12 protein-coding genes are annotated in these 11,844 nt (G+C 64.4%); 5 read left to right on the top strand and 7 right to left on the bottom strand.

Annotated elements, in window-relative coordinates; genetic code table 11:
* Window positions 1–2 precede the first annotated feature (2 nt).
* A complete protein-coding gene (locus tag MBR110_RS29010; RefSeq protein WP_126221050.1) occupies window positions 3–1,253 on the bottom strand; it encodes a metallophosphoesterase family protein in 1,251 nt (416 codons plus the stop codon).
* Between the two features lie 671 nt (window positions 1,254–1,924).
* Window positions 1,925–2,464 carry a hypothetical protein gene (locus MBR110_RS29005; RefSeq protein WP_181709592.1) on the bottom strand — a complete coding sequence of 180 codons (540 nt, stop codon included), beginning with the start codon at window positions 2,462–2,464 and terminating at the stop codon, window positions 1,925–1,927.
* 166 nt (window positions 2,465–2,630) lie between these two features.
* On the opposite strand from MBR110_RS29005, the gene MBR110_RS29000 reads away from it, so the two are divergent.
* Window positions 2,631–2,801, top strand: coding sequence for a hypothetical protein (locus MBR110_RS29000; RefSeq protein WP_155625399.1), 171 nt, complete (start codon window positions 2,631–2,633; stop codon window positions 2,799–2,801).
* A gap of 91 nt (window positions 2,802–2,892) precedes the next feature.
* Window positions 2,893–3,831, top strand: coding sequence for a tyrosine-type recombinase/integrase (locus MBR110_RS28995; protein WP_059463356.1), 939 nt, complete (start codon window positions 2,893–2,895; stop codon window positions 3,829–3,831).
* A gap of 34 nt (window positions 3,832–3,865) precedes the next feature.
* Here MBR110_RS28995 and MBR110_RS28990 read toward each other — a convergent pair whose 3' ends face one another.
* The gene (locus tag MBR110_RS28990; RefSeq protein WP_011879651.1) at window positions 3,866–4,345 is read right to left on the bottom strand and encodes an RES family NAD+ phosphorylase; all 480 of its coding nucleotides are present in this window, start codon (window positions 4,343–4,345) and stop codon (window positions 3,866–3,868) included.
* A complete protein-coding gene (parS, locus tag MBR110_RS28985; protein ID WP_059461874.1) occupies window positions 4,342–4,797 on the bottom strand; it encodes a type II RES/Xre toxin-antitoxin system antitoxin in 456 nt (151 codons plus the stop codon). Before parS ends, MBR110_RS28990 begins: the two co-directional genes overlap by 4 nt.
* An 876-nt stretch (window positions 4,798–5,673) precedes the next feature.
* On the opposite strand from parS, the gene MBR110_RS28980 reads away from it, so the two are divergent.
* A complete protein-coding gene (locus tag MBR110_RS28980) occupies window positions 5,674–5,985 on the top strand; it encodes a DUF4148 domain-containing protein (RefSeq protein ID WP_181709591.1) in 312 nt (103 codons plus the stop codon).
* Window positions 5,986–6,247: 262 nt separating this feature from the next.
* Window positions 6,248–6,955, top strand: coding sequence for a dienelactone hydrolase family protein (locus tag MBR110_RS28975; RefSeq protein WP_041494334.1), 708 nt, complete (start codon window positions 6,248–6,250; stop codon window positions 6,953–6,955).
* A 311-nt stretch (window positions 6,956–7,266) separates the two neighbouring features.
* Here MBR110_RS28975 and MBR110_RS28970 read toward each other — a convergent pair whose 3' ends face one another.
* Together MBR110_RS28970 and MBR110_RS28965 are read right to left on the bottom strand one after the other, a co-directional pair.
* Window positions 7,267–8,208, bottom strand: a complete 942-nt coding sequence (locus MBR110_RS28970) for a LysR family transcriptional regulator (protein ID WP_014725508.1) — start codon at window positions 8,206–8,208, stop codon at window positions 7,267–7,269.
* A 240-nt stretch (window positions 8,209–8,448) separates the two neighbouring features.
* Window positions 8,449–9,744 carry an adenylosuccinate synthase gene (locus MBR110_RS28965; RefSeq protein WP_181709808.1) on the bottom strand — a complete coding sequence of 432 codons (1,296 nt, stop codon included), beginning with the start codon at window positions 9,742–9,744 and terminating at the stop codon, window positions 8,449–8,451.
* Window positions 9,745–9,883: 139 nt separating this feature from the next.
* Between MBR110_RS28965 and gcvA the strand changes: the two genes are divergently transcribed.
* A complete protein-coding gene (gene gcvA / locus MBR110_RS28960) occupies window positions 9,884–10,789 on the top strand; it encodes a transcriptional regulator GcvA (protein WP_041494333.1) in 906 nt (301 codons plus the stop codon).
* A 216-nt stretch (window positions 10,790–11,005) separates the two neighbouring features.
* Here gcvA and MBR110_RS28955 read toward each other — a convergent pair whose 3' ends face one another.
* Window positions 11,006–11,332, bottom strand: a complete 327-nt coding sequence (locus MBR110_RS28955; protein WP_011879644.1) for a hypothetical protein — start codon at window positions 11,330–11,332, stop codon at window positions 11,006–11,008.
* Window positions 11,333–11,844 lie beyond the last annotated feature (512 nt).

Raw genomic sequence — 11,844 nt, 5'->3', positions numbered from 1 at the left:
GCTTATTCCCCCGTCGCGAGCCGCGCGAGCAACGCGGGACCGACCTGCTCGACGAGCGCCGTGAGTTCGCCGGCGCGCGCCATCGTCAGCAGCGGCACCTCTTCCTTCACGTCGCTGCGCACCTTGCCGACGAACGGCTTGAGGTCGCGTTCGAGCAGCGCCAGGAAATCCGGATCGTGCGCGGCGTCGGCGAGGATCTGCTTCAGATCCTCGAGCGCTTCGAACTGCTCCCGGTCGCCCTTCTGCTGCTCCGGCGCGGACGTCGCGAGCCGGACCTTCTCCAGCCACAGTCGATCGTTGCCGACGATGCCGATCTGGTTCAGCACCTCGGCGCGCAACTGCGGCGCCCGGCCGAAAAACAGGCCGTGCGCCGGTGTACGGCCGGTGACGGTGACGCGCACCGCACGCGGCACGTGTGCGTCGACGCTCAGCAGCGCGTCCAGCGACTGGCCGATTCTCTTCGACAGATCGGCGACGGTGAGGCACTCGGACGCGTCGACCGATACGGCTTCCCAGCGCAGCACGTCGAGATACAGACGCTCGACCTGCGTGCGGCCCTGTTCGACCGTCACGAGCACCGCGCCGCGGCGGCCCGTCTCGCGGATGTGGCGGCCCTGCAGGTTGCCGGGAAACACGATGGTCGAGGGCTCCGACCATTGCTGAAATTCATGCACATGACCGAGCGCCCAGTAGTCGTAGCCCTTCGCATGCAGCTCGGCGAGCGTGCACGGCGCATAGTTCGCGTGCGCGGCATAGCCTTCGAGCGCCGTGTGCAGCACGCCGATGTTGTAATGGCCGGGCACCGGGTCCGGATAGCCGATCGCGAGATTGTCGACGACAGCCTTGTCCTTGAAGCTCTGCCCGTGCAGCGCCACGTCGAATTCCGGCAGCCGGAAAGTTTCTGGCTTGCGGTGGCCGAACACCGTCACGTTGTCGGGCAACGTCAGTTTCTTCGTCATCTCGCTTTCGGCATCGTGATTGCCGCCGAGCACGAATGCGCGAATGCCTTCCTTGCGCAAGCGCCCCATCTGCTGCCCGAAGAAGATGCCGGTGTTGTGATCCTTCCAGTCGCCGTCGTAGAGGTCGCCCGCGATCACGAGGAAGGCGACTTCCTCTTCGATCGCTCGATCGACGAGTTGCCGCAACGCTTCGCGCGAGGCGTTGCGCAATTGCGCAGCCGGCGCGTCGGGATAGGCGCTCAGGCCGTGCAACGGGCTGTCGAGGTGAATGTCTGCCGCGTGGATGAACTTCACGAAGAATCCTCTGGTTCATGACGATGGGCGATGCCGCGGCGATTGCGCGCTGAACGAAGCTCGCACCGTCGATGGGGCGATGCGCGTCACAACCGCTGCGAGGGCGTCGCCCTGCGGGCGGGATGGTACCCGAAAGCGGGTGCGCGGCATGTGCCGGGCCCGGAACGCCGGCAAGCGCGTGGTGGCTCCGGCTCGACAAACGTGCTGGTCGAAGCATGGTAGACGCGATGCATCATGGCGTCGTGCGATGTTTCGCTGTCGACTGGCGAAGCTGCCCACACATTTGCGCCGTGCGCGGGGTTCGACGTGCGTCGCGGTGCAGCAAGGTGAAATCGGTGTGGAGGCCCGGAGTCATGCGTCACGATGGTGATCGTTGTACCCGCTTTGCCCGCAGCGGCGAGCTTGCCTCGCTATTTAAGCATGGCGCGCTGGCGATCGGCATCCCGACGCGGACCGCCCGCGGCGAATCAATCGGCCTAAGGTCAGCCGGATCGTTTGCGAAACGACTCGAACGACTAGATTCGCGTGCGAGCGCTGACGGCAGCGCCTATCTCCATAAAATGACGCAGCCCGGTCACATAGGTGACCGGGCTGCTTCCATCGAGTTCGATGGCTCTGCTCAATCGCGGCCCGAATCGAAGCGGGCCGCGTGTTCGCTCAAAGCGTTCTGCTTACAGCGCACCGCCTTGCGCCGACGCCGAGCCCTTCAATCCGACCGATGCGCCGCCCTGTACCGGGTTCGCCGCACCTTCGAGCGCTTCGCCGGCCTTTGCCTTCGCTTCGCCGGCGACGTCGCCGGCCGTCGAGACCGCACCTTGCGCGTGGCTCTTCGCGGAACTTGCGACGCGCTTCACGTGCGACTTGGTCGCATGCGCAGCCGATGTCGCCGCGTCCTTGGCCGAGCCGGCAGCCGAACCGACTGCGTGCGTCGCGCCGTCGACTGCGTTGCCCACGGCCGAGCCCACGCCGCTGACCGTGTTGCCGACGCCGTGCAGCGCCCCGCCGACGAGATTGCTCGCGCCCGCACCCGAGCCCGCCGCGTTCGCGCCGGCACCCGCCTGCACGCCCACGCCGCCGCCGAGCAACGGCGTCTGAACTTGTGCGCCAACGCCAGCGGAGCCCGCGGCGCCCGTCTGAGCCGTTTGTGCGAAGGCAGCCGATGCGATTGCCGTCAGCGCGGCGCCAAGCAGGATCGTACGAATCTTGTTCATGGTCATTCTCCCTAAAGACGTTGTTGCTGCGGGCCGCCTGTCGCGGCTTGTCGCATGCCTCGCCGCGACGTGCGGCAGGTGGAGCTAATGTAGCGATGCCAACGCCGAAAACCGCCGAATTGCAGCGACTGTTACTTCGGTTGCAAATGCTGACGATTGACTCACAGTGTTTGACAATCATGTCGGCGGGCCGCTGATCGGGCGGCCCGCAATCGCGGGCATGGGCGATTACGACGTGATGCCGTTGGCTGATAGCGAACCTCTCCGTTCACGTAGTGATCCGAAACATATGTGTAGCGCCACGGATATGAAGTTGCGCGGCAAGCAGCTGCCGTGAATCCGCTCGACGTCGATCGATACGCGTGAACGCATTGCACGTGCCGACGGCAACATTGCGGCCGGCACCGCATTACGGCTATAAATCAGGCATGGACACGAATCGCTGGACTCACGACCCCGTCGGTGCGTTTCTCGCGTGGCAGCAAACGGCTGCCAGGGGAGCCGACCGTCGTCCGTTTGCGCCGCGATCGATCGTGCAGCACACAGCGATGTTCGAGCGGTTCTTGCGCCATCTCGTCGCGCATCGCGTGTCGCTCGCCACGTTCGGCGCCGATCACGTGGCGGCGTTTTTGAGCGAACTGGAGCGCAGCTGCGCGCCCGGCACGTCGACGCGCGTGCGCTACGCGAAGCTGATCGACAGACTGTGCCGACATCTCGTCGATACCGATGTACGCACGATCCATCCGGCTGGCCGGACGACGCACAACGCAGGATGGCCGGACGGCGAACCCGAACCGTGCTATCTGCCGGCCGAAGCCGACACGGCGCTGCAGCGCTACGTGCAGCCGCGTCCCGGAGATACGCCCACCGCGTGCCGGAACCGCGCGATCGTTGCAGTGCTGCTCGGGACCGGTATCACGTCGGCCGAGATTCGTGCGGCGACGCGCAATGCGCTCGATCTCGACGCACGGCCGCCGTCGATGAGCGTACCGCGCGCGCATGCGAGGCCCGCGCGTACGATCCCGGTCGCGCCGTTTGCGGTTGCGCCGCTCGGCGCGTGGTGCGCGATGTCCGTTGATGCGCCGGCCTCCACGTTGCTCTTTCCTGCTCCGCGACGCGGCGCTGCGATGAACGACATGTTCCTGCTGATGGTCGTGCGCGACGCGCTGAAAGCGATCGGCTTTCACGCAACCGATCTCGGGCCGCGCGTACTGCGCAATACGTATGCGCGTCGCCAGTTGCTCGACGGCCGATCGCATGCCGATGTCAGCGCGCTGCTCGGCCTGAGCAGCGCAAGAACGGTCACGCGAATCGGCCGGACTCTCGCGCCCGACGCAGCGGCGGATCGCGCCGCGCACGAGCGGTGATCGGCGCGACACGCTCGACAGTGCGCAGCGGACGCTAGTCGCGTCGAGTGGTCTGGACCAGATGCAGAATGCGCCTGTCGTACGGCGACTGCATGACTTCCGCGATCCGCACGTCGGATGCGGCCGGATGCAGCGGATTCAGCAGAAAGTTGTGCGCATGCGGGACGACGACGCTCGGCACGCGCAGCAACGCGCTTGGTTGCGTCTGCAACCACTCGGTGCCGGCGCTGCGCGTCCAGTCGACGTTCTCACGCCAGTCGGCAGGCGCGTCCCCTTCGGAAATCTCGGCAACGTCGACCGATTCAGACGCCTCGATGCGGAGAAGCTGGTATCCGCTGGGCAACTGCGCGACGGTGGCGATTTCGAAGTGAACGAGGGTCTCGAGCAGCGCAAGCGCCGGATGCTCGGCGAGGTAGACGACGGGCTGTCCGGCGAAGTGCCAGCGCCCGCCGGCCCGCAATCCGCCGACGCCTTTGAGGTCAGCGTAGTTGCTGATCCGCCAGAGCGTCGTCAAGCGAAGTATCCTTCGTCGATCTGCGTAAGGAGTTCTTCGACGAGCCGCGCACCGTGCTCGGTGCTCGACATGTCGAGCGACGTGCGGCCGCCGAAGCGCTGAAGCCCGTTGCGCAGCCATGCCATCGCCTTGTCCGCATCGCCGAACGTGGCCGTCGCCTGCGCAACGATCCGCGCGAGCCGGATCGCCTTGTCCGATTCCTCGGGTGACAGGCGCTCGTGCGCCTGGCGACGATGACTCAATGTGCGACGCGGGATGATGAACGCGAGTTCGTCGGATTTCAAACCACGCTCCGAGAGTCGATCAATCACCGCGACATCGACACGTGCGTTCGCCAGATCGGCGAGATCGGCTCCGGAGCGGACGCGAATCGCGAGCAACTGCTCCAGGATCGTAAATTCGGCCTGGCGCGGATGGGCAATGCCCGACGGATGGAACGCGATTGTGCTCATGGGTGTGCTCCGGCAATTTGCCCAAATATTATAGGCGTTTTGCCGAAGGCTTGGAGCGGATGTTACCGGGAGGAAGGGTTGTGCCGTTCGTTGACTACTGGCGCTGTCGCTGTATTTATGGCCGGGACCGGCCGGGAAGTGGCGGCTGGTTCGTTCAGTATATAAAGTCGAGCGAAACGTCATACGGTTGTCACGTGACAAATTTTCCGATGGTGTACCGTCGGTGCACGCCGGGCTGGCACGTCCGCAGGTTGGGGCGCAACGAAGGTTCGCCGGTCATTCGCTGTCGAAATCCGGCCGTCGGTTGGGTCTTTACTGCGACCACGTCGTCGGATTCGTTCACGCAACCACGTTGAAGGGCCGGCGATCTTCACTTTGGCAACACAGATTCGCACAGGACAGATGGCGAATTCCCCATAAGCGTCCAGAAGATGCCTCCGCTCGAAGACAGCGTGGTCGCATGCTCGCGCAGCATTGATATATACGGGTTCGCCGCGACTACGCGCCTGAAGCGGACTTGATCGAGCCTTCACGTGAATGATCTGCTGGGCGCGATGGTGCATCTGAAAGTTCTGGCAGATCCATGAAGGTGCAACGGTGGACATGAGCCGCAAGGTAACGACTACCTAGTTTCGCTCTACAGTTAGCGTTCCTATTCGAATAAGAGATCTCCGGCGTCCGTCCGATGCCGCATCGCCATCAATTTAGTACAACGGCCCCGCCCCCACCAAACGGCATCTCCCGCCGACCGTTTACTCAGTTGCAACAATTATTCGCCGGAACGCGTATTTCCGACCAGTATCTCGCTCGCTACGATGCAATCCACCGCTTGACGCAACCAGCGAAGCGCGAAATCTACGAGAACCGGAGGTCACCATGAAGTCCTTTATCTACGCAATTGCCGCTGCTACCGCGCTGTCCGCATCCGCTGCCGCGCTCGCACAGTCGAATTCGTCCGGCCAGTTGACGCGCGAGCAAGTCCGCGCTGAACTGATCCAACTCGAACAGGCCGGATACAAGCCCGAACTTTCAGACGCCCACTACCCGAACGCGCTGCAAGCTGCCCAAGCCCGTATGACGAACAACGACACAACGGGTTACGGTGCTCAGGCCGGTGCCGGTGTACGTGCCGGCCGGGTCGTTGCGATCAAGCAGGACGCTCGCGAGTCGATCTACTTCGGTCAATAAGCGCGACGCGCCGAGCCTGCGCGCCACCCCGCCGCCGTTCATCGAGGCGGGTATTGCATTCCCGCGGCTCCTATTTGCATGCAACGCGACGCACGGACCGGCAGTCGTCGCGTCACGCAGCGTGCCTCCTTTTGCGCATAGAATGGCCGCGTGGTCGGCGCCGGCCGAAGCGAATGCAACCGAACCGCGAGTCTCCGGACACTCTGCACTCGCTGGCCGCCCGATGCCGCATTCATCGCATTTCTCGCAAAGGAGCGGTTTCATGTCTCAAACATCCGGTTCCATGATCACGTTTCGCCGTCCGGACGGCCAGGAACTGCAAGGCTACTTGGCCACCCCGGAAAAGACCGAAGGCGCGCCCGCGGTCGTCGTCATTCAGGAGTGGTGGGGCTTGAATGACCAGATCCGCGGTGTAGCCGATCGCCTCGCCCGCTGCGGCTACGTCGCGCTGGTGCCCGATCTGTACCGCGGCAAGTCGACCGTCGAGGAGGAAGAAGCGCACCACTTGATGACGGGGCTCGACTTCGGCGATGCAGCTTCGCAGGACATTCCGGGTGCGGTGCAATACCTGAAGACGCGCGCGTCGCGTGTGGCGGTCACCGGTTTCTGCATGGGCGGTGCGCTGACGTTGCTGTCGCTGCAGTTTGCCGATGCTGATGCCGGCGTCACGTGGTACGGCTTCCCGCCGCTCGACTACCTCGATGCGTCGAAGATCAAGGTGCCGTTGATGGGCCATTGGGGGACGCAGGACGACTTCTTCAAGATCGACCAGGTCGACGCGCTGGAGAAGAAGCTGACGGACGCGAACGTCGGCATCGAATTCCACCGCTATCTCGCGCACCATGCGTTTGCAAACGAGACGGCGGTCGGTCCGGGCCGCATCGGCGGTACGCAATTCGATCCGGTGTGGTCGCAGATCGCATGGGATCGGACGCTGACGTTCTTCGGACGCACGCTCTGGAGCAAGTGATCCGCTGACCGGCGTTGCTGCTGCTGCGCTTGAAAACGAAACGCCACGGATCAACTCCGTGGCGTTGTCCGTTTACAGGAGTGCATGCGGGACCGCGGGCGCGCCGTCCCGCATTACCCACCACCGCCTCATCGGCACGCTGGCCGAAATCGTTGACGCTCGACGCTACGCGTCAATGCCGGCAGAGCGTCTTATACGATGGCTGCTCTAATGGCGGGCATCAACTTCGCAGAACACATCGCGAACGACGCCATTTCCTGACCGTTGCAACTGTCGCGCACCAAGCACGCCACGTCAGCGCCGAATATCGCTCAGGACACGCAGGTCCCGCGCAGCGCCGCTTCATCGGCTGCCAGCATTTCGGGAACGCATTCCCGCAGGAACTCGACGAACGTCCGGATCTTCGCATCGAGATACTGGCGCGATGCATAGAGCGTGTAGACGGTCAGCTTCTGCAGCCGATACTCGGGCAGCACGCGCACCAGCGCACCGCTCGCCAGTGCGGGCACTGCGGTCGACATCGGCAACGAGCCGATCCCGAGGCCTGCACGCAGTGCGGCGCCGAGCGCCTCGGCGATATTGACCTGGAAATCGGACGTCGGCAGCTCGAATGTTTCGCGTCCGTCGGGGCCGTCGAGATGCCAGCGATCGCGCGGAAATATCGGCGTGACGATCTGCAGGCAAGCATGCGATTCGAGATCGCGTACCGTGCGCGGCGTACCGTGCTCCTTCAGATACGCCGGCGCCGCGCACAGCACGCTGTGCACATCGCCGAGCCGCTGCGAGATCAGGCCCGAATCGGGCAGTTCCGTCGTGCTCAATTGCAGCGATACGTCGTAGCCTTCGTCGATGATATCGGGCACATGCTGCGACAGCGTGAGTTCCACCGCCACCGACGGATAGCGCTGCCGGTAGCGCACCACCGCCGGCACCAGGTACGCCTGACCGAAACTCGTCGTCGCGTGCACATGCAGGCGGCCGGAGGGTTTCACCTGGGCGTCTGCCGCCTCGGCCTCCGCTTCGTCGATATAGCCGAGAATGCGCTGGCAGCGATCGAGGTAACGCTGCCCCGCATCGGTCAACGCGATGCGGCGCGTGCTGCGGTTGAGCAGGCGCGTGCGCAGATGAGTTTCGAGTTGTGCGACCGAGCGCGACGCGTATGCAGTCGTGATGTCGAGCCGCTGGGCCGCGCTCGTAAAGCTGCCCTCCTCCGCCACCCGGACGAAAATGCGCATCATCTGTAACGTGTCCATCGGCCTGTCTCCGGGATTGAAATCGCGTCGCAGCAGCGCCCTCTCCGGCACGGCACGGGCTGGCGCGAATCGTGCGGAACAGTACCGCAGCAGTGCAGACGTGTCCAGCTTGCAGCAGGCACGCGCGGGGAACGCGGTTCGCGCGCGGCCACCGACGTCGACGACCAACCGTGAGCCGGCTCCGCAGCAGGTGGGCGCGCGGCGCGGCCATCACTTCACGCACGCCATGCAGCGTCGCACTCAGGCGCGTTCGAAGTCGAACGGATTGCTCAGCACGATCGTGTCGTCGCGCTCGGCGCCGGTCGTGATCATCGACACCGGCGCGCCCGCGACCTCCTCGACCCGCTCGATGAAAGCCTGCGCGGCATGCGGTAATGCCGTACGCTCACGTACGCCTTTCACCGTGCCGTCCCAGCCGGCGAATTCCTCGTAGATCGGCCGGACTCGCAACTGCGCATCGAGGCTCGTGGGCAGGTGAGCGATGCGGGCGCCGTCGACTTCGTAGCCGACGCACAGCGCGATCGACTCGAAGCCGTCGAGCACATCGAGCTTCGTGAGCGCGAGCGAATCGATGCCGGATACGCAAACGGCCTGACGCAACTGCGCTGCGTCGAGCCATCCGCAACGACGTGGCCGGCCCGTGTTGACACCAAATTCCCGACCGCGGGCACGCAATCGCTCGCCGGTCGCGTCGCCGAGTTCGGTGAGGAACGGGCCGCCGCCGACCCGTGTCGCATAGGCCTTCGTCACGCCTAGCACGTGGCCGAGCTTCGACGCACCGAGGCCGGTGCCGGCCGCAGCCGCCGACGCAATCGTGCCGGACGAGGTCACGAACGGATAGGTTCCCCAGTCGATGTCGAGCATCACGGCCTGCGAACCTTCGAACAGGATGCGTTCGCCGCGCGCGTGAGCGTCGTTCAGTTCGGCCCATACGGGTCGCACGAACGGCAGGATCTTCGGCGCGAGCTCGACCAGCGTCGCCAGCATCGCGTCGCGCGAGCGTGGCGCGAGCCCGAGGCCGCGAAACCACGCGTTGTGGTGGTCGACCAGTACGTCGAGTTTGTCGGCAAGCCGGTCCGGTTCCGCGAGATCGGCGACGCGCAGCGCGCGGCGGCCGACCTTGTCCTCGTAGGCCGGCCCGATTCCCCGCAGCGTCGTGCCGATCGGCTCGCGTCGCAGGCGCTCCTGCGCCTCGTCGATTGCGCGGTGAATCGGCAGGACGAGTGTCGCGTTCTCCGCGATCGACAGATTGTCGGGCGTCACCGACACGCCGAGTTCGGCCATCCGCGCGATCTCGGCCAGCAGCGCCTCCGGATCGAGCGCCACGCCGTTACCGATCACGCCGCGCTTGCCGCGTACGATGCCGCTCGGCAGCAGTGCAAGCTTGTACGTTTTCCCGCCGACGACCAGCGTGTGCCCCGCGTTGTGGCCGCCGTTATAGCGTGCGACGAGATCCGCCTGCGCCGCGAGCCAGTCCACGACGCGGCCCTTGCCTTCGTCGCCCCATTGCGCGCCCACCACCACCACGTTCGGCATGGCCGATCCTCCATGTGATAAATCCAGACATATACGCCGGCCACCGGCCGCTTGAACGCAATAGTGGCGCAGTCCCGCTTGCGCGATCAAACGATTAAAACTGATAATTCGCGTGAGGAAATCTCACAGATCTGGATAAATGGCCCGGCGACTCCCACCGTTGAATTCATTGCGCGCATTCGAAGCCGCGGCGCGACTCGGCAGTTTCACGTCGGCCGCCGACGAACTGTGCGTGACGCACGGTGCAATCAGCCGCCATGTGCAGCAACTGGAGGCATGGCTCGGCCGGCCTCTATTCGTCCGGCACAATCGGCGCGTCGAGCTCACGGATGCGGGGCGCGCGTATCTCGCTGAAGTGGGCGCCGCGTTGGACCGGATCGCGCTCGCGACTGCGCAGCAATTCGGCGCGGGGCAGCAGCGCGTACTACGCGTCAACGCGCCGGCGACGTTCTCGCTGCGTTGGCTCGTGCCGAAGCTGTCGTCGTTCCAGGTTGCTCATCCAACCATCGAGGTGCGCCTGTCTACATCGAACGAGCCGATCGAGAAGTTGCGGGACAAGGTCGATCTGATCGTCCGAGGCGGCCCGCAGACGATCGACGGTTACGTCGCCGAGGAATTCCTGTCCGAAGTCCGGCTGCCGGTGTGCGCGCCGAAACTGCTCGACAGCCGGCAACTGCGCACACCGGCGGACCTTGCTGGCTTCACGCTGCTGCATGCGGCAACCTATCCCGGCATGTGGCCCGAGTGGCTCGCGGCGGCGGGCCATGCAGATCTGGTTCCGCGGCACTCGCTCACGCTCGAGCACTTCTATCTGACGCTGCAAGGTGCGCTCGACGGCCTCGGCGTCGCGATGGGGCCGATCGCGCTCGTCGCCGACGACATCGCCGAAGGGCGTTTGGTGCAGCCATTCAGCGAGCCGGCGCTGCCGGCGTGGCGCTACTTCACTTACGTGCCGACCGCGCGTGCGAAGGATGAATCCGTGCGCGCATTCACGGGTTGGTTGAAATCGGTGGGAAACGTGGTGCGCGCGGAAACGCGCAGCTGATCATGTCAGATGCACTGACTAAGTGAACCGTCTGGGAATAGGCGAATGGCGGTGTTGGCCGAAACGTACCCTGACGATCATTGCACCTCAATCACCAAGGACAACGAATCAATTCAGCTGTAGACGAACTCATATGATGACTGGATGACGCGCATTCATTTGTGCATGCGCGAGCGACAAACCCCGGTTCGAGCAGGGCTTGTCGCCAGATAACGCTTATTGGCTTGCGCCAGCCGCCTCGGCTGCTTTCTTCTGCGCGTTCTGCAGGTTCTGCGGATAGTTCGGATCGTTGGCTGCCGGCTTGTAACCAGCGGCTTCGAGCTTCTTCAGCTCAGCTGTGTTTTTCGCGCGTGCCGCCTTGCGTTCGGCCTTGCGTTTTGCGCGGGCAGCCTTGCGCGCCTCGTGCTTCGCGGCCTTGGCATCCGACGCGGTGGATGCGGCCGGTGCGCTGGCATCGGTCTGCGCGAATACCGGCGCGGTCGAGCCGAGGAGGAAAGCAGCCGCCGAAGCAGCCAGTGCGAGCTTTTTGATCTGGATTCGCATCACTGAACTCTCTTTTGTGATTGGTCACGGAGTGAAGTACATCGAGATACCGCCCCTGCCCCTGGTCGTCTTCATATTTCGAACAGGGCCCGAACATCATAACCGGGTTGCGGAAAAGGTGGCGCTATCGTCGCGACATTCGTCGGGATGTCGAGGAGACGCCACAATCGTGGTTGCCGTCAGCGTGTGTCGGCGATCTTAGGCTTCGACGTCGCGACGAGCGTGTGGCCGGCCCGATGCGTTTCCGCCATACGATGCGCTTCAAGTTCCGATGCTCCGTTTTGGTGCTTCGCTCACCGCCACCTCGGGAATAGCGTCACGCGCGTAGCGCGATGTGGGGGCCGGTCAAGTGTGGGTTTGTCATCGACGTCGATGGCTGTGCGGGCGGACTCTCCGCCGCGCCGTTATTCGGTGTCGTTCCGTTTTATATCCATTCATTTGCCCCATAAACGACCACGGTGTGTCCGGGATAGGTACGCGGCGCTGCGTCTGACACTCCCATACGCGGTGGA

The sequence above is a fragment of the Burkholderia sp. MBR-1 genome (assembly GCF_013822785.1).
GTDB classification, from domain to species: domain Bacteria; phylum Pseudomonadota; class Gammaproteobacteria; order Burkholderiales; family Burkholderiaceae; genus Burkholderia; species Burkholderia vietnamiensis.
This window is presented reverse-complemented; position numbering and strand designations above follow the sequence as displayed.

Bases quoted from the DNA above. Each gene is read 5' to 3' on its own strand.
- MBR110_RS29005 (WP_181709592.1), bottom strand. From the start codon at position 2,464: ATGAACAAGATTCGTACGATCCTGCTTGGCGCCGCGCTGACGGCAATC.
- MBR110_RS28975 (WP_041494334.1), top strand. From the start codon at position 6,248: ATGTCTCAAACATCCGGTTCCATGATCACGTTTCGCCGTCCGGACGGC.
- MBR110_RS28955 (WP_011879644.1), bottom strand. From the start codon at position 11,332: ATGCGAATCCAGATCAAAAAGCTCGCACTGGCTGCTTCGGCGGCTGCT.
- MBR110_RS28970 (WP_014725508.1), bottom strand. From the start codon at position 8,208: ATGGACACGTTACAGATGATGCGCATTTTCGTCCGGGTGGCGGAGGAG.
- MBR110_RS28980 (WP_181709591.1), top strand. From the start codon at position 5,674: ATGAAGTCCTTTATCTACGCAATTGCCGCTGCTACCGCGCTGTCCGCA.
- MBR110_RS28995 (WP_059463356.1), top strand. From the start codon at position 2,893: ATGGACACGAATCGCTGGACTCACGACCCCGTCGGTGCGTTTCTCGCG.
- gcvA (WP_041494333.1), top strand. From the start codon at position 9,884: ATGGCCCGGCGACTCCCACCGTTGAATTCATTGCGCGCATTCGAAGCC.
- MBR110_RS28965 (WP_181709808.1), bottom strand. From the start codon at position 9,744: ATGCCGAACGTGGTGGTGGTGGGCGCGCAATGGGGCGACGAAGGCAAG.
- parS (WP_059461874.1), bottom strand. From the start codon at position 4,797: ATGAGCACAATCGCGTTCCATCCGTCGGGCATTGCCCATCCGCGCCAG.